The sequence below is a fragment of the Grimontia sp. SpTr1 genome (assembly GCF_947387585.1).
GTDB classification, from domain to species: Bacteria; Pseudomonadota; Gammaproteobacteria; order Enterobacterales; family Vibrionaceae; genus Enterovibrio; species Enterovibrio indicus.
The window spans coordinates 17,816-35,113 of record NZ_CANDOD010000004.1; the positions used below are offsets into that span (position 1 = coordinate 17,816).

13 protein-coding genes are annotated in these 17,298 nt (G+C 49.7%); 7 read left to right on the top strand and 6 right to left on the bottom strand.

Annotated features, from left to right (window positions below; genetic code table 11):
* The first annotated feature begins 54 nt into the window (after positions 1-54).
* The 3 genes from QL223_RS08680 (at position 55) to QL223_RS08690 (ending at position 4,078) form a co-directional block, all read left to right on the top strand.
* Positions 55-555: a TRAP transporter small permease gene (locus QL223_RS08680; protein ID WP_281544497.1), complete on the top strand. Its 501-nt coding sequence runs from the start codon at positions 55-57 to the stop codon at positions 553-555.
* Positions 552-1,850, top strand: coding sequence for a TRAP transporter large permease (locus tag QL223_RS08685; RefSeq protein ID WP_281544498.1), 1,299 nt, complete (start codon positions 552-554; stop codon positions 1,848-1,850). The genes QL223_RS08680 and QL223_RS08685 overlap by 4 nt, the downstream gene beginning before the upstream one ends.
* Positions 1,851-2,125: 275 nt before the next feature.
* Positions 2,126-4,078: an LTA synthase family protein gene (locus tag QL223_RS08690; protein WP_281544499.1), complete on the top strand. Its 1,953-nt coding sequence runs from the start codon at positions 2,126-2,128 to the stop codon at positions 4,076-4,078.
* A 148-nt stretch (positions 4,079-4,226) separates the two neighbouring features.
* Here the strand turns inward: QL223_RS08690 and QL223_RS08695 are convergent, their stop codons facing one another.
* Positions 4,227-4,946: an SDR family oxidoreductase gene (locus tag QL223_RS08695; RefSeq protein ID WP_002540605.1), complete on the bottom strand. Its 720-nt coding sequence runs from the start codon at positions 4,944-4,946 to the stop codon at positions 4,227-4,229.
* A 100-nt stretch (positions 4,947-5,046) separates the two neighbouring features.
* On the opposite strand from QL223_RS08695, the gene QL223_RS08700 reads away from it, so the two are divergent.
* Positions 5,047-5,967: a LysR family transcriptional regulator gene (locus tag QL223_RS08700; protein WP_281544500.1), complete on the top strand. Its 921-nt coding sequence runs from the start codon at positions 5,047-5,049 to the stop codon at positions 5,965-5,967.
* Here the strand turns inward: QL223_RS08700 and QL223_RS08705 are convergent.
* Positions 5,964-6,590, bottom strand: a complete 627-nt coding sequence (locus QL223_RS08705; protein WP_281544501.1) for a hypothetical protein — start codon at positions 6,588-6,590, stop codon at positions 5,964-5,966. The two genes, QL223_RS08700 and QL223_RS08705, sit on opposite strands and share 4 nt — an antisense overlap.
* A 229-nt stretch (positions 6,591-6,819) precedes the next feature.
* Entirely contained in the window at positions 6,820-7,731 is a 912-nt protein-coding gene (locus QL223_RS08710) for a DMT family transporter (RefSeq protein WP_281544502.1), read from the bottom strand.
* 116 nt (positions 7,732-7,847) lie between these two features.
* On the opposite strand from QL223_RS08710, the gene QL223_RS08715 reads away from it, so the two are divergent.
* The 3 genes from QL223_RS08715 to QL223_RS08725 all read left to right on the top strand — a co-directional run bounded on the left by QL223_RS08715 (position 7,848) and on the right by QL223_RS08725 (position 12,520).
* Positions 7,848-8,738 (top strand): LysR substrate-binding domain-containing protein, encoded by an 891-nt coding sequence (locus QL223_RS08715; RefSeq protein WP_002540600.1) that lies wholly within the window; start codon positions 7,848-7,850, stop codon positions 8,736-8,738.
* Between the two features lie 176 nt (positions 8,739-8,914).
* Positions 8,915-9,514 carry a hypothetical protein gene (locus QL223_RS08720; RefSeq protein ID WP_281544503.1) on the top strand — a complete coding sequence of 200 codons (600 nt, stop codon included), beginning with the start codon at positions 8,915-8,917 and terminating at the stop codon, positions 9,512-9,514.
* Between the two features lie 24 nt (positions 9,515-9,538).
* Positions 9,539-12,520 (top strand): methyl-accepting chemotaxis protein, encoded by a 2,982-nt coding sequence (locus QL223_RS08725; protein ID WP_281544504.1) that lies wholly within the window; start codon positions 9,539-9,541, stop codon positions 12,518-12,520.
* Positions 12,521-12,632: 112 nt separating this feature from the next.
* Here QL223_RS08725 and QL223_RS08730 read toward each other — a convergent pair whose 3' ends face one another.
* From QL223_RS08730 to QL223_RS08740, 3 genes are all read right to left on the bottom strand, one after another.
* Positions 12,633-15,065, bottom strand: a complete 2,433-nt coding sequence (locus QL223_RS08730; RefSeq protein WP_281544505.1) for a methyl-accepting chemotaxis protein — start codon at positions 15,063-15,065, stop codon at positions 12,633-12,635.
* 450 nt (positions 15,066-15,515) lie between these two features.
* Complete coding sequence (locus QL223_RS08735; RefSeq protein ID WP_281544506.1) at positions 15,516-16,355, bottom strand: 2OG-Fe(II) oxygenase family protein; 840 nt, start codon at positions 16,353-16,355, stop codon at positions 15,516-15,518.
* 162 nt (positions 16,356-16,517) lie between these two features.
* A complete protein-coding gene (locus QL223_RS08740) occupies positions 16,518-17,285 on the bottom strand; it encodes an alpha/beta hydrolase (protein ID WP_281544507.1) in 768 nt (255 codons plus the stop codon).
* Positions 17,286-17,298: the final 13 nt, after the last annotated feature.

A 17,298-nucleotide genomic window follows, 5' to 3' on the forward strand; every position in this document is an offset into this window, starting at 1 on the left:
GGCTTAAGCCCGCTTCTATCCCAAACCCAGCAAGAAAAGCACAAGGAAGGCAGTATGTTCCGAGCTCTTGAGAAATACTTTGAGCCCACGGTGATTGTCGCCAGCCTGCTCACTATCATCATCATGGTTTTTGCGGACGTCATAGCGCGCTTCGCTTTCTCGACATCCATCGTTGTTGCCAACGAAATCGCAAGGATCTGTTTTGTGTATCTCATCTACTTTGGCATCAGCTATGCCATTCGTGAGCACAGGCACATGCGCGTGACGTTTTTTGTCGATAAGTTTCCCGCTAAGTTCAAGCGCATGATCTTGCTTGTCAGTGAGTCGATTTTCCTGATTTATTCCATCACGGTCTGCGTATTGGGCATCGAGATCACCCAGCAAGCCATTGCCCGGGGTAAAGCCTTATCTGCCACCCAGTGGCCAACGTCTGTGCTTTATGCAGCGATCATTTTTTCCGGTCTCCTGTGTGCGCTGCGTTTGCTTTACTCTCTCTATCTGATTGGGGTACGTGGCGATATCTCCATGTACCAGAATGAGGAGATGCCACAATGACCTCTCTGATCCTCTTTCTTAGCTTCTTTGTCATGCTCCTGATTGGCGTGCCCATCGGCATTGCGCTTGGCTCAGCCTCTCTCGTGGCAATCATGTACATACCGTTTTTAAAACCCGACCTCTATGCGCTAGGACTTGTCAGTGGCATCAACAGTTTCACCCTGATTGCTGTGGTGTTGTTTACATTGGCAGGTAATGTGATGAGTAAAGGCGGTATTTCCAAGCGTTTAATCGCAGTCGCCGATACCCTGTTCGGACGTGCGCCGGGGGACTTAGGTACGGTAACCATCATGGCATGTCTGTTCTTCGCAGCCATTTCAGGCACAGGCTCTGCCACTGTGGCAGCAGTCGGGTTGGCCATGATTCCAGCCTTGGTGAAACGTGGCTATGACCGTGCCTATGCTGGTGCAATGGTCGCCAGTGCCGGAGGTTTGGGTGTGATGATCCCACCCTCTGTGGTCATGATTGTGTATGCGGTAGCGGCAGGGGTATCAGTGACCGCCCTCTTTATGGCAGGGATCCTGCCGGGGCTTGTTATTGCTTTAACCCTGATGACCTACAACTACCTGTATCGCAAGCAGGCCACACAGGTAACCATGGCAGAGCAACGGCCAGCCGCCACTGGGAAAGAGATTTTCCACGTGCTAAACGAAGCGAAGCTAGCGCTGATTATGCCCGTGGTGATTCTGGGCGGGATCTACGGCGGTATTGTCACCCCCACGGAGTCATCTGCCGTGGCAGTCGTCTATGCCTTGGTGGTATCTTGTCTGGTTTATCGCGAATTACCGCTCAAAGCACTGCCAAAGATAATGCTGGAATCAGCCATGTTGGTGTCAGCGGTGCTGGTGATCATCGGTGCGTCTGTGGCGTTCGGTCGTATCATCGCGCTAGAGAAAATTCCGACAGAGCTAGCACAGTTTGTTCTTTCAATCACAGAGAACAAATACTTGGTGCTGGTGGCGATTTTGGTCTTACTGCTGATTATCGGTACCTTCCTCGAAACCCTCGCTTCCATTGTCATCCTAACGCCAGTGCTGTTGCCTGTGTTAACCAAGCTACAGGTTGATTTGGTGCACTTTGGTATTGTGATGATCGTGGCGCTCGCCATCGGCTTTGTTACTCCACCCTTGGGGGCAAACCTCTTTATGGCCGCACAGGTGGGGGAAATACCCTTCGAGCGGATAGCCAGGCGTATTTTGCCTTGGGTTGCCGTGTTGATAGGCGCACTGCTTATCATCACCTTTGTGCCCGCAATATCGCTGATACTCCCTACGCTCTTTCTCGGGTATGGGTAGCCCATAAGCGATAACAAAATATCTTTAAGAAGCCATCCGTAAAGGTGGCTTTTTTTACGGTTATAGCAACCCTGCCATCTCACTTTACCCAATTCGACCTCCGCTAAGAAGAACCCGTCGAGCTCCCAACAAAACCATAGAACGTATTTTCGGTATTTCTAATAACCGCTGACATCTTATTTATGGAGCGTGTGATTCATTCATATCCAAATTATCGTGAATGAATAGTGCGCAGTTTCATTTCTCGCAGTTTATGAAGTGATATGAGTATTCTGATGAACAAATTCAAAAAGTACCTAGGGCCTTTGTACCCCATTGCAGCAACAGCACTCGTCGTTTTATTACTGATGCTCATCTCCAGAATGGCACTCGCAGTCTGGCAGATAGATAGAGTCAATGCAGCACAGGGGTGGGGGCACCTTCTGGTAAGCGGACTTCGTATTGATATTTCAAGTGTTTCCTATCTGCTCATCCTGCCTTCACTACTATCCTCGTTACTTTCAGGTGAGCATTTATTGGGGAGGATATGGCATTTCACCCTGCGTATCTGGATCACTGCCGGACTTTGGCTTGTGGTTTACATGGAAGTCGCCACCGTTCCGTTTATCATTGAATATGACCTACGCCCCAACCGCCTCTTTATCGAATATCTGATTTATCCCAAAGAAGTGTTTGGCATGCTTTGGAGTGGCTACAAATTAGAACTCTTCATCGGCTTGGTCGTGTCAGTCTCTACGGTAATACTGGGCTGGCGCTGGTCAAAGCGCTTAGTCAGTCACCTCTCTTATCCCAAATGGTACTGGCGCCCTCTGATAGCGCTTTGTGTGGTTGCTATTGGCGTCATGGGAGCGCGATCCAGCTTCGGACATCGTCCCCTTAATCCAGCCATGGTGTCATTTTCAACCGATCCACTAATCAATGACCTCACACTCAACTCATCCTATTCCCTGATATTTGCCGCCAAACAAATGAGTTCAGAAGCCAATGCATTCAAGTTTTACCCACCAATGGGTGAAGAACAAATCATTAGAGAAGTACAACAAAATATGCTGGTGAAGAACGAAGCGTTTATTTCAGCGAATGCCCCTACGCTTACAAAGCGTACGGCTTCCTATCAAGGGAAACCCAAGAACATCGTTATCCTGCTGCTTGAAAGTCATGGTTCCCGCTATATTAGCCGTTTAGGAGGCATAAATACGTCACCCTATCTTGACCAACTGATTGATGAGAGTTGGGCGTTCAGCCGTATGTATGCCACTGGCACCCGTTCTGTCAGAGGTATTGAAGCTTTGACAACAGGTTTCTCACCGACACCCGCGCGATCTGTCGTCAAACTAGGAAAAAGTCAGACCAACTTTTTTACTATCGCTGATTTACTAAAATCTCAGGGGTATCACACTCAATTCATCTATGGTGGGGAAAGCCATTTCGACAACATGAAGAACTTTTTCCTAGGAAACGGATTTACTGATATTCAGGACTTTCCAACATTCGACGAGCCAAAGTTTGTTGGATCTTGGGGGGCTTCAGACGAAGATCTCTATGATAAAGCAGATACGCTGTTTACTCAGTTAGAGGAACAGGACAAACCCTTCTTCAGTTTGGTGTTCTCCTCTTCGAATCACAGCCCTTTTGAGTATCCTGATGGCAAGATAACGCCATTTAACAGCCCCAAAAACACGGTGGAGAACGCCGTAAAATATGCAGACTATGCAGTAGGCAAATTTATTGAACGAGCCAAAAAGTCAAACTACTGGAACAATACCATCTTCCTGATTGTGGCAGACCATGATGCTAGGGCAACCGGAGATTTGCCAGTCCCCATCGGTCACTTCAGGATCCCCGCTATTATTCTTGGTGGCGGCATTGAGCCAAGGTTTGACTCCCGTTTAACCAGCCAACTTGATCTACCCCCGACACTACTGTCACTCGCTGGTATCAGCAGCATCAATCCAATGATAGGTTACGACCTCACCAAAGACGTCCCTACAAAAAATCAACGTGCCATGATGCAAAGGGGTAAAAATTTCGGTTGGATGACGGCAGATAATAAAGTCGTTGTTCTGAGGCCCGAACTAGGGATATCTACTTATCAGTATCACCCAGAATCAGACACGCTGACTGAAGATTTCGTGGATGAAAAAACGGTAATTTGCGCTCACGCTCATGCTATGTGGGGCAGTTTGGCGTTCAACGAGGACTTCTATCGCGCTCAGCCAACTTACTGAGGAGGGACACACCAATACTCAGGTTCTTTTAAACTCGCACGATATCACTCCAAACTAAGATGAAATCAGCGTTGAAAATCTGCATACCTTCCCCTTTGTATTGATAGCGCCACAATCAGTGGCGCTGCGAAACTCCTGGACTTTCCAGTTAAGGCTGCTGACGTGTAGCGGTGATCACAATCTCACGCACGCACACGTTTTGTGGGAAGGAGTACGCATAGCAAACGGTGCTGGCGATATCATCTGCAGCCAGAACGCCGCCCATTTCGTCTTTCCAGCTGTCGTAACCTGCTTTGATTTCATCGCTGGTGGTATGGGAAAGCAGCTCGGTTTCTACCGCGCCAGGGGCGATGGTGATGACACGAACATTGGCGTCCGCCACTTCTTCACGCACGTTTTCAGAAATCGCGTGAACCGCAAATTTAGTGCCGCAGTAAGCCGCATGATTCGGGAAGGTTTTGCGGCCAGCCACTGAGCTGATGTTTACAATAGTGCCGCCGTTGCGCGCTTTCATTGGCTCAAGCACTGCCTGCATGCCATTCAGCAAGCCAACAACGTTCACGTTGAACATGGTTTGCCACTCTGCGGCATTTTGTGTCGCTACATCACCCAGCAGCATCACACCTGCGTTGTTCACCAGTAGGTCTACCTCGCCGTATTCCGCCTCGGCTTCTTTAATTGCTGCTTCGAATGCGGCTTTGTCAGTCACATCGACTTTACGACAAAGGGTGTTTGGCAGGTTCAGCGCTTCTAAACGCTCGACACGGCGCGCCACCAGCAGCAGCGGGTGACCCAGTGCGGACAGTTGTTTTGCGATCGCTTCACCGATACCTGAACTTGCACCTGTAATGACAGCCAACTTTTTCATGATGTTCTTCCTCAAAGACCTTGTTGTTTTGGTTGAGGCTGCATTCTAAATAAGTCATCATTGTTGATATATATGTCACAATAAAACTCAGTGTTACCAAATGAACACCAATAAAGAAATCCTCGGCGAAAGCCTGAGTGACATCCGCGCCTTTGTAGCCATCGCAGAGACCGGTAGCTTCTCGAAAGCCGCAGAGTCGCTGAATGCTTCCCGCGCCCATATGTCTCGCCAGTTAAGCCAATTGGAAGCCAGGTTGGGTGTACAGCTGATCATCCGTACGACCCGATCTCAGCGCTTAACCGCGGCAGGAGAAACCTTCTTTAGCCGCTGCCGGGCTGCACTGTCACAACTGGATGAAGCGATAACTCTCGCCAGCAACGATGCTGATCAGATGCGTGGCCATATTGCGGTGAACTGTGTTGGCGGCATCTTGGGAGAGTCTTTGATTGGCGATGTGATACACGCCTTCTGCGCCGAAAACCCGGAGATCAGTATCGAGCTTGATTTCAGCTCAGAACGGGTTGATCTGGTGCAGTCCCGTTTTGATTTAGTGCTTCGAATGGGGGCGTTGGCAGATTCATTGCTGATTGGCCGTGAGCTGGGAGAAATCAAGATAGGCACCTACGCCTCTCCGGACTATTTCGCGCGCAAAGGAAGGCCATCACACCCAAAAGAATTGCAACAACATGACTGTCTGACCGGGTCTGTCACCAAGTGGCGATACGTGAAATCCGACGACCCAGAGCAGCATACCGATGTGGAAGTACACGGCCATTTACAATGTAAAAACGGTCACGTGCTTTTGAACGCGGCGCTTCAGGGGAACGGGATATGTCGCTTGCCCGCACTATATTGCACGTCTTATGAAGCAGAAGGAAAACTCGAGTCGGTGTTTACAGAATGGAAGGTGGATAAGGTGCCACTCTATTTGCTGTATCACAGAGATCGGCACCAACCCGCCAGATTGAAAGCGCTCATTAGTTACTTGGTCGCTAACATTCCGGCGAAATTAAAGGATTAGAAGCGACCCGCGCTCAACTCAATACGTTGGGCTGCGTTGTCTTCATTCAGATCTTCAGGAGTGCAAAGGTAAGGGCCTTTGCGGGCAAACACATCAATCGCGGCTTTGGCTTCATCGTCAAACACCGACACAGTGCATAGGCCGTCTTCCAAGCTGAATTTATGGTTCACTGTGTAGCTTTTCCCTTCATCGACGTTGAAGGTAAAGGTGTTCACACAAGACGCACCACCCGCGGCAAAGCTGTTAGCGTGGAAAGACACATTCAACGTTACTTTCTCGCCCCGCGGCATGGTCATGCTCTTGGTGCCCAGACTTTCCATGCTCAGCCCCATCGGGTCTTTGCATTCCAGATGATCCGTGAAGAGAGTGACTTCATGGTCGCCGTTGGCAATGAGCAGCTTCTGTTGGTTAGTTTTTTGAGTATCGTCCCACTCGGGATCGTAGTCTTGTGAGTCGTTGCTACTGACAAAATACAGAGAAGCGGGCTCCGGTAGCACTTCTCCTTTTTTCGCGGCGTCCTGCTCTTTCTCCTGCTGAGCCGCGATATCAAAGGTCGGTTTTTCTGAAGACGAGCAGCCAGCGAAGATCACTGGCAATAACGCTGCGAAGACGTATTTATACATGAGAGATTCCTTTGCCAACCGTGTGAAGGGGTTATCCCTACCCTCACTTTTCTTTTGTTTTGCCTCACTTTATTGACTGTCTTCTGGCAGTTCAACCAATCTGCCCAGCATTTCGCCTTCCAGTATTCAAATTAAGAAAAATGCATTTCGTTTTGCGGCTGGGGATAAAAAAACGCTCCCTCGGTTTTGCAAGCGTGGGAGCGTTTTAGGTTCTCTGTTCTTCGTTCAGTTATGCTGGCTCAGCAATCTCTTCTGGCGTTTTTTCCAGTGCAGCCGCTTTGGCTTTGCGCGACTTTCGTTTCTCACGTCCTGCCAGCCAAAGCAGAGGTACAACAATCAGGGTCGTACCCACCACCATCAGCATATCCGGCACTTCACCGAAGAAAACCAAGCCCACACCAACCGCACACACCAAGCCGCTGTATTCGGCACTGGCAATCTTGTTGCTTTCTGCTGCGCGATACGCGATCACACAGGTCGCGGCGTAAACCAGAATGAAAGCGGTCGAGCCAGCAGCACGCCAGAACAAGTCCAGACTGAACGGCATACCTTCATAAAGTGCCAATGCGAACGCGACTGGAATACCAATCAAGTTATGCAGCAGCAAAGTTTGTGGCACCGTCTGAACGCGCGGAATTTTCGGGATCAACAGGTTGTTGATGGCCAGCGTGACAGCCACAATCAGTGCGGACATCGCCGCCCAGCTAAACTCGGTTGGACGCACCAGAATTAATACACCAATAAACCCCACCACGGCAGCAATGATAGATGCTACTGAGAGTTTCTCTCTCAAAAAGATCGCCGCAAGCGGAAGCATGACCAAGGGTGCCGCATAGAAAATCGCATTCGCTGTTGCCAGTGGCATGGTCGTGAGTGCCACAATCGCAAAGAACACACCAAGCAACCAAATGTGCGCGCGCAGTGCGTGCCATTTCAGTCCCAACGTCAAATTCTTCACAGGTGCCGTCAAACAGAAAGGCAGCAAAATGAGCACGGCAGATACCTGACGAAACAGCGCGAACTGGAAGATGGCGCCGTCTGGCCCTCCTTCCATGGTTTTGACCAGCGCATCGGAAAACGTTGCGCTGAGGTTTCCTATCACCAGCAACGTCATGGCGAAACCTACTGAGATATTGCGCATACCTAATTCCTCCTTTAAGCGAGAAAAAGCAACATAGCTCACAGAATCCTTATAGTAGCGGCAGTTTTTCATGACGTATAATGATGATTATTCAGGTTCTATGAGTTTTTTAGATAATGAAACTTCCACCGCTCCGAGCCGTTCAATATTTCGAAGCCACTGCCCGCTTGAATAGCTTCTCGCGCGCAGCAGAGTCTTTGAACGTGACCCAAAGTGCCGTCAGCCACCAGATCCGTTTACTGGAAGATTTTCTGGGAGAGTCCCTTTTTGAACGCCAGGGTCGGAACTTGCACTTAACCCCGGTGGGGCAACGTTACTATGACGATATTGGCGACCCACTCCAGGCCATTGCCCGCGCCAGTCTTCAGGTTCGAGAGGGGGTTTCTGGCAATCTTCGTCTGGCAGTGTTTAGCTCGCTTGCGGTGAAATGGCTCATGCCCCAACTTTCAGATTTTCGCACCAAGCACCCTGAAATCGATCTTTCCCTTGAGATGTACGCTCATCGCCCGGATCTCTCAGACAAAATGGGCGACTGCTTTATCACCGACTTTGCGCCCGGTAAAAACTACGAATACGAGCTTTTGTATACCGAATACATTTACCCTGTGTGCAGCACCAAAATCTGGCAACAAATCAAAGACAAACCCTTGCCTGATGCGCTTTGGGAATATCCTTTGCTGTCTGTAAGATCCTTGATGGAAAACGACTGGAAAGAGTGGTGTAAGGTCGGAGGCTACACACTGCCCAGAGACGTAAAAATTCACACCTTCAGCCATATGTTGCTCGCGACAGAAGCGGCGCGCTATTCCCATGGCGTCACCCTGCTCAACCACTACTTTATGAACGAGATAGACCGCGAACAGCTGGTACGTATTCCCCTGCATGAAATTCCTACCGGAGACAGCCTCTATTTCGTCTACAAAAAACACCGCGCAAGGCAGCCAGAAATCTTGAAACTGGGGCGCTGGCTACAGCAAATTGCCGCTGCCGACGAAGCCGCTTTTTAATGCGGCTTTTTGTTTTTCAAACTCCCACTCTTCAACCTCCAAGGACTCTTTCATAAACAGGGAGTTAGAGAAAAGCCTGCTACCACACGCTTTGCCATATCGGTCTAGACTTAAATGTGAACCAAAGTCACGTTATTGATTCAATCGTATCAATCTCAGAAATGGCAAATGTGGTGATGAAAGAAGTGCTGCAATTAAAGAACCAGATGCTTTGTCAGATGCCGTGTTTCGGCAGGTGGGTTACAGCCTGCTATCTAAGTCTTGTGATTTTTATGGCGTGCCCAGCCTTTGCGAATACACATGACACCAAGGCCTATGGTTATTCGGACCGTTACGGGGAGCTGACCCCTACCGAGGTGTTCTCGCTGGTTAAAAATGTTGATGCCATCGTGATGCACTATGCCTACCGATACAAACCTGAACTCGCCTCTTCATTGCCAAGAAAAATCATTCCCGTGCAGGGCTACACACCCGAGCAAGTCTTCGTCGCCCTGAGCCAACTAGCCAACCGCATCGACCAACTCGCCGACGACTACGGCATTGATCTTGTTGAACGTGTCACCCGCGAAAAAGCGCAAGCCATCCCCGCTGAAGTTTTTCTGTTAGCAGGCTCCTGCCTTGACACCATTGCCGCCACCCTTTCCGTCATGGAACCCGAAAACAGCTTTGGTGACTTCTACAGCAACCGGACTTATCAGCGCCCAAAAACACCGTCAGATGTTTATGCCATGGTCGACCTGATCGACCGCAAACTGATTGTTCTCCTTAGCGAGTAAATGCAGCAGATAGAGTGAGCAAAGATGAACCATAAAATATTTCGCATCACGATAGGTAAACGCTTGGCATTTGGCTTTGGATTAATCCTGGCCATTCTTGTCACAGCCGTGGTCATCTCAAATGACAGATTACGCAACCTGCAGGCATTGGAAAATGAGCTGGTCAATTCAACATTTCCCAGCACATTGGCTGCCAGCGGTCTGGTAGGGGAAATCAATAAGTCTCTTGCCATTTTGCGCGGATATCTGGTGCTGGGCGATGAAAAGCTGAAAACACAGCGTCAGGAAGTTTGGGACAGCATTGACCAGCAAATGGCTGTCCTCAAAGAAAATACGTTAAACAATCAACATATCGTGGGCTATGCCGAAAAACTGTCCGCGCTGGAAGTCAGCCTGAAACAGTACCGAAGTGCTCAGGACGAAGCAGAACAAATTGCCCATACCGAAGATGAGCAACCCGCGATGAAGATGTTCAAATTGGATATTTCTCCCGTCGCGATGAGAATGCTTGATGACATCAATCAACTCGCCCAACTGGAACAATCTCTACCGTCTACACCTGAGAGAAAGAAGTTGCTCGGTGTCTTTGCCCACTCAAGTGCCTCGCTTTCTCTCGCTTTTGCCTCCGCCCGCTCATACCTCATCAGTGGCAATCAGAACTACAAAGCCACCTATTTCCAGCATTGGACCGCGAACAGTAACGCTTTCTATGACATTGAAAGTAAGCGCTACCTGCTAACCCGAGAGCAACGGGAGCTCTTTGACAGCTATTCACCGCTGCGTGACCGCTTTGCCGATGACGTAGACAAGATGTATCAATTACGTGAGTCCAAACGCTGGAACATGTCGCAGTATCTGCTGGGAACCAAAGCCTCTCCCCTCTCTGTACTTTCACAACAACTGGTGCAAGACCTGGATGCCCTGCAACGGGCACAGCTTAATAAAGAAGTCGCGCAACTGGCGGAAATGAACGCCTCCATCACACAGGTTTTAAAGCTTACCGGTATTATTGGCGTCGTCGTGGGGGCAATCATCGCCCTGACCATTACCCGATCAGTGACGCGCCCTATTATCAATATGACGCGAAGCTTGAAAGCCGTCTCAAGGGAAGGCGATTACTCCATCCGTCTGCCCGTCAGGGGCTCAGATGAAGTGTGCCAATCCGCCAAAGCATTCAATACGCTGATGACAGAAACCCAAAACGCGCTCAGCGAAATAAACAGGGTCATGGAACGCATTGCGGAAGGCGACTTGAGCCTTCGCATCAACGGCGACTACAAGGGCGATTTGCATTCAATCAAAGAGGCCACCAACGCGTCATTGGAAAACGCCGAGAGGGCAGAGTTTGTTAAACAGGCTTTTGAGCAGGAAGCACGAACCATTGCCGAAGAGAATGCCAGAGTCAGACAAGCGCTGGATTGCGTTTCGAACAACATCATGATGTCTGACAGTGAACACCAGGTCATCTACCTGAATAACGCTGCGAAAGAGATGCTGCAAACTGCCGCGGACGATTTCAGGCAAGAACTTCCAGACTTCGACCCTAGTTCGGTGGTCGGTCAATCCATCGACCTGTTCCACAAAGATCCTCACCATCAGAGACAAGTACTGGAAAACATCACAGAAGCTTTCACCAGTGAGTTTTTTGTCGGCACCAAAGTGATGGCTATCAGTGCTCAGCCAATGTTTGACGACGAGGGTGAACGCATAGGCACAGTGATCGAATGGACTGACCGCACCAGCGAAGTGGCTATTGAACGGGAAATCGACAATGTCATTTCCGCAGCAGCGCGTGGCGATTTCAGTGCCCGTATTGAGATGAGCGGAAAACAGGGATTTTTCTACAACCTCGCTGAAGGGCTCAACACCCTGACCAAAAACATTGATGATTCATTGGCAGACATGCAACGCATACTGGCGGCGATGGCGCGGGGTAACCTGACAGAACGCATGGAGAAAAACTACACGGGTCGACTCGGCCAGCTCAAGAAAGACACCAACCTGACCATCGACAAGCTCACCGATGTGATCCGTCGTATCCGTGAAACAGCAGGGACGGTTTCTGTGTCATCACGGGAAATTGTGGCAGGGAATCAGGATCTGAGCCTTCGCACAGACGAACAGGCAACCTCACTGCAGGCAACATCGAGCAGCATGGAAGAAATGACAAGCACAGTGAAACAGAGCGCTGAAAACGCACTTTCCACCAAACTGGTCAGCATGAAAGCACGGGCTAAAGCCCGAGAAGGCGGTCAAGCCATTACCCGCACTATCAACGCCATGGAAGATATCAGTACAGCCAGTAGCGAAATTGGGGAGATTATTGGCGTGATTGATGAGATCGCTTTCCAGACAAATCTGCTAGCGCTCAATGCTGCTGTTGAAGCTGCCCGCGCCGGTGAACAAGGCCGGGGTTTTGCCGTGGTGGCAGGCGAGGTCAGAAGCTTGGCCCAACGCTCAGCCAGCGCAGCCAAAGAGATCAAAGAGCTGATTGAAGCCAGCAACAAGAAAGTAGAAGTTGGGGCAGAATATGTCAGCAACTCAGGAAAGACCCTGGCAGAAATCGTTTCTATGGTGGAAGAGATGGGCGGCAAAATGGCAGAAATCTCTGACGCTGCCCAAGAGCAAAGTGTTGGCATCGAGCAAGTGAATCTCTCGATCACCAAAATGGACAGCGTCACCCAGAAGAACGCAGCGCTGGTCGAGCAAGTCACCACCGCCAGTGAAGGCATGTGGAGCCTTTCACAAGACATGACGGAAATGGTCGCCTTCTTTGACCTTCCAGATGAACAAGACGCTTCCCTTCTTGAAGAGGAGCTTGACGACGAGGATGATGGCTTCCTCGAATTCAGTGATGACAGCTATCGCGAACTGGATGACGATATCGAGGTGCAAAGCCCACCCTCAAAACCAAAATTCCAGTTCGCATCGAAGGCAAAAGACGATGTGGAAGACGATGACGACGACATTGAATTCGAGTTCTATGACGGCGATAACGACAAATAGACGTTGAGACGACGAGATGCAGAGAGCTTCCACAACCTTAGCTCGTCAATAAGATACGCAACAAATAAATAAGCCGGACATGAGTCCGGCTTATTTAGTTATCCGCGAAAGATCAGGCGCTGCGGGTTTTAAAGAACCTGACAAGCTCCTGCAGGTTTTCTGCTTCCACCAGCATGTTTTCACTCGCCGCGGTTGCTTCTTCAGCAAGCCCGGCATTTTGCTGCGTCATGTTATCCATTTCGGTGACCGCTCGGTTAATTTCACCGATCCCCTGATACTGTTCCTGTGTTGCCGTGCTCATGTTGTCGATCATGGACGATACACTGCGAATAGCATCCACAATTTCTACCAAGTTCTCACCCGACTCACGCACCAGGTGGGTACCGTCTTTGACCTTGTTAACGCTGGCATTGATAAGGTCTTTGATCTCCACCGAGGCTTTGGCACTTCGCTGGGCAAGGTTACGCACCTCACCGGCCACCACCGCGAAACCGCGGCCTTGCTCACCAGCGCGTGCCGCCTCAACCGCGGCGTTCAGTGCTAACAGGTTAGTCTGGAAAGCAATCTCGTTAATGACGCCAATGATGTCTGAAATCTGCTTACTGGAGTTTTCAATTTCAGCCATGGCGTTGACCGCATCTTCCACCACCGAGCCGCCTCGCTCAGCCTTTTTGGTGGCTTCGCTGGCCTGCTTAACGGCGCTTTGCGATGTATCGGCATTTTGCTGCACCGTAGAGGTCATTTCCTGCATGCTGGCAGCAGTTTCTTCAAGGCTACTCGCTTGCGATTCAGTGCGATCACTCAGGTCACTGGTACCCACCTTGATTTCACGGGCAGCGTTACTGACAGACGTCGCCGTGCGGTTGATATCCACCACCAGCTCGTTCAATCGCTCGATGGTGGAATTCAGTGCTTCCCTGACAGGTTCAAACTCTTCATCCAATTTTGAAGGAATAGATACGCTCAAATCCCCTTTCGACAGAGACACCAAACACGCGCTGATTTTTGCCACTGCCCGCTTTTTAGCGGTAATGTCTGTGGCATATTTCACCACTTTGAATGGCTTGCCACTGGCGTCGCAGATGGGATTGTATGAAGCCTGAATCCAAATTTCCCTGCCGCCTTTGGCAAAGCGCTGGAACTCCGCAGACTCATACTCACCGCGGTTGAGTTTGTCCCAGAAGGCTTTGTACTCGGCTGAGTTTTTGTATTCAGGGGCAACAAACATGGAGTGGTGACGCCCTTTCACTTCGCTCAAGGAGTATCCCATCGCTGCCAAGAAATTCTCGTTAGCGTGGCGAATGGTGCCGTCCATGTTGAATTCAATCACTGCCTGAGATTTGCCTATGGCTTCAATCTGGCCTTCGTAATCGGCATTTTTCAGTTTTTGATCGGTAATGTCAGACGCATACTTCACGACTTTGAATGGCTTACCGTTAAGGTCAAAAATCGGGTTATAAGAAGCCTGAATCCAGATTTGGCGGCCGCCTTTTCCGACGCGCTCGAATTCCCCGGAAAAGAATTCACCCGCCGCAAGCGATTTCCAGAATTCTTTGTACTCCCGGGAGTTTTTCAATCCTGGGGGGGCAAACATCGAGTGATGTTTACCCTGCACTTCTTCCAGTGTGTAGCCGACAGTGTTAAGGAAGTTTTCGTTGGCGGTGCGAATGGTGCCGTCCAGTTCAAATTCGATCACAGCCTGCGATTTCCCAATAGCTCGGATTTGACCTGAGAAATCAGCATTACGCATCTTCTGTTCGGTCACATCTGTCGCGAACTTCACCACTTTGAATGGTTTGCCATTGTCATCGAAAATTGGGTTGTACGAAGCACTGATCCAAACTTCTCTGCCGCCTTTGGCAACACGCTTGTATACGGCACTTTGGTATTCACCTTTGGCCAGTTTTGCCCAAAAGCCTTTGTATTCTCCAGACTGTACCGTCGCAGGCTCCACGAAAATGGAATGGTGTTTGCCCACCACCTCTTTTTCGGTGTACCCCATGGCAACCAGGAAGTTTTCGTTGGCACGCAGGATATTGCCTTTAAGGTCAAACTCGATCACCGCCTGACTGCGGTTAATGGCTTTAATCTGCCCCAAGGTGTCGAGGTTCTTATTTTTTTCCTGAGTAATATCGGTCGCGAATTTCACCACTTTCACGACACCTCCTTTGGGCGAATAAACAGGGTTATAAGTTGCCTGAATCCAGACATCGATACCGTTTTTGCCAATTCGCTTGAACTCACCGGACACTGACTTACCGTTTGACAGTCTTTGCCAAAAATCCCTGTACTCACTGGAACTGGCAAATGCCTTTTCCACGAACAAGGAATGATGTTTTCCGATGATTTCGTCCGGGGTATAACCCATCACTTTCAGAAAATTCTCGTTGGCTGAGAGAATTTTTCCTGTGGTATCAAATTCGATGATGGCGAGAGACTTATCCAAGGCGGCGATCTTGGCGTTCGCCTCCGACTCGAGTTCTGCATCGAAGCCAAAAATACTGCTTATGGCTCGTTTCAGTGGTGACATGAAAGAGTTTTGCATTTTTGAGACTCCTGTTCCTCTCATAGAATACTAGTTGAAAATTCCTAATCTTCCTCTTGAGACACGCAATTGAGCGAAAAAGCTAACTTAATGGTTTCTGGGAGAAAGAAGCCCGATCTGGAGCAACAAAAAAGCCGGTGCACGAATCGTGTCACCGGCTTATACCCGAACAACCTAAAGATGCAGGATTCAGCGAGTTTGACTGGCGTTGTGATCGCGGCGCTCCTTTGCCGGTGTAGTCACCTCCATAAAAAAGGAACAACAAAGAGCACGACGTCAGTCAACTAACCCGAAGGGAGGGCCTCAATGCGCCCACTTCTTCGTTAAATTCCACGGAAATAGAACCACTATTCCTCGCGAAATTTGCCTCGAATTGAACGCATTGATGACCTCTGAACTCAGGCATTTTCAGGTCGTTTGGGTATATAAATCTAGCTTGGAATTGAAGCGTTAGATCAGGCCCAACTCGCGCAGACGTTCCATCAGATAGCTGTTGGCCGTATAGCGGTCAGACAGCACCACTTCTGGCTTTGGATGCAGGAACAAAGGCAAGGAAATGCGGGACTTAGTCATGTCAGCCCCTTCTGGATTGACCACGCGGTGTGTGGTTGACGGGAAGTAGCCGCCAGATGCCTCTTGCAGCATGTCGCCAATGTTGACAATCAGGTAGCCAAAATCACAAGGCACATCCAACCACTCGCCGTCTTTACCCAATACTTGCAGGCCTGGCTCATTGGCCGCAGGAAGGATAGTCAGCAGATTGATGTCTTCATGGGCGGCAGCACGGATAGCACCTGGGTCTTCATCACCTTTCATTGGCGGGTAGTGCAGTACGCGAAGCAAAGTCTGCTCGCTGCCATCCACCATGCTCGAGAGGGATTGCGAGTAAAGTGAAGATACATTTTCCGGCGAGTGCGCTTCTACCCAGCCCAGCAGGATTTTCGCCAGACCGTTCGCTTCGTCGTAGTAGCCTTGCAGCTGTTCTCTCAGGTCATCCGGACACTGACCCCAAGGGTAGTAATGGAAAAATTCTTTGATGTCTCTTTTCTTGTGGCCTTTTGCCACCTCAGACACCTCTGCCGGGAACAATCCGTCCTGTGTTTCTGGCTTGAATCGATATTGCATTTTCTCTTCGCTATCGAAAAAGCCTTGCCAGTTTTCATACACTGACGACACCAGATTCTGGCTGATTGGGTGATTTTTCAGAACGCCAAATCCTGTTGAGCGTAGGGATTCAACAAAACGTTCAGCCGCGTCTGGCGCGTTGAAGTCGACTGCTTCCAATTTCATGGTGACTCTCTTGGTTTCTTTTTTGTTTGGGTAGATACCCAAACAACTTGAAGATGCAGCATTCAGGTCGTTTGGATATATATCGCATTTTCTTTGAAATGCGTTGCGAGAATTCTAGCAGTTGAGTGAAGCAGAACAATCCAAAGGGATGAGAAAGGTGCGCTAGGTTCGTTCAATCAGCCAATGACTGAGCACTTCGTTGAACTCAGTCGGCTTTTCAATCGGAACAAGATGTCTGGCATTGGGAAGACAAGCGAATTGCCCATCAGGATAGAGATAAGCGAGTACTTTTTTCGACGCGACCGGCGTGTAATCAAACTCTGAGGTCAGCATAAACAGCGGACATTTCAGCTTGGAGAGTTTGTTCAATGCGTCCCAGTTCACCACGGCATTAAAGGCCGCAATGTAGCTTTCCCTGTGGTTTTTCGACCAGCGACTGATCACCTCATCCCGAGTTTGGGCGTGACCATCTCCCGGTAGGAGTTGCTTCGCCATCAGTTTGGCAATGGTTTCGACGCTAACAAACTTCAGTAAAAAGCGTCTTGAAGCCAGCATCCACCATTCATTGAGCTTTCTCGGGCGACATTCCGCGAGCGCATTCACTACACATAGCCCTGCAACATGCTTAGGAAAACGGGTGGCTAACTCAATACCGACCATGCCGCCCATTGAAACCCCAACCACCAGTACATCGCGAAGTTCCAGCTGCTCAATCAGTGAAGCAATGATGACTGCACAGTGAGGCAAGCTGAAGGTATCAATGTCGCCGGGTGAGGCGCCGTGCAGCGGGAAGTCAGGTGCAATCACATCAAACCGGTCGCTGAATGCGTCGATTTGATGCTGCCAGTCTTCGCTGCTCGAACCCAAACCATGAAGAAGCAAGAGCGTTCGCCCCTGCCCTTTGCGTAGATAGTGAATATGAGATTCCATGTTTACAGTGTAA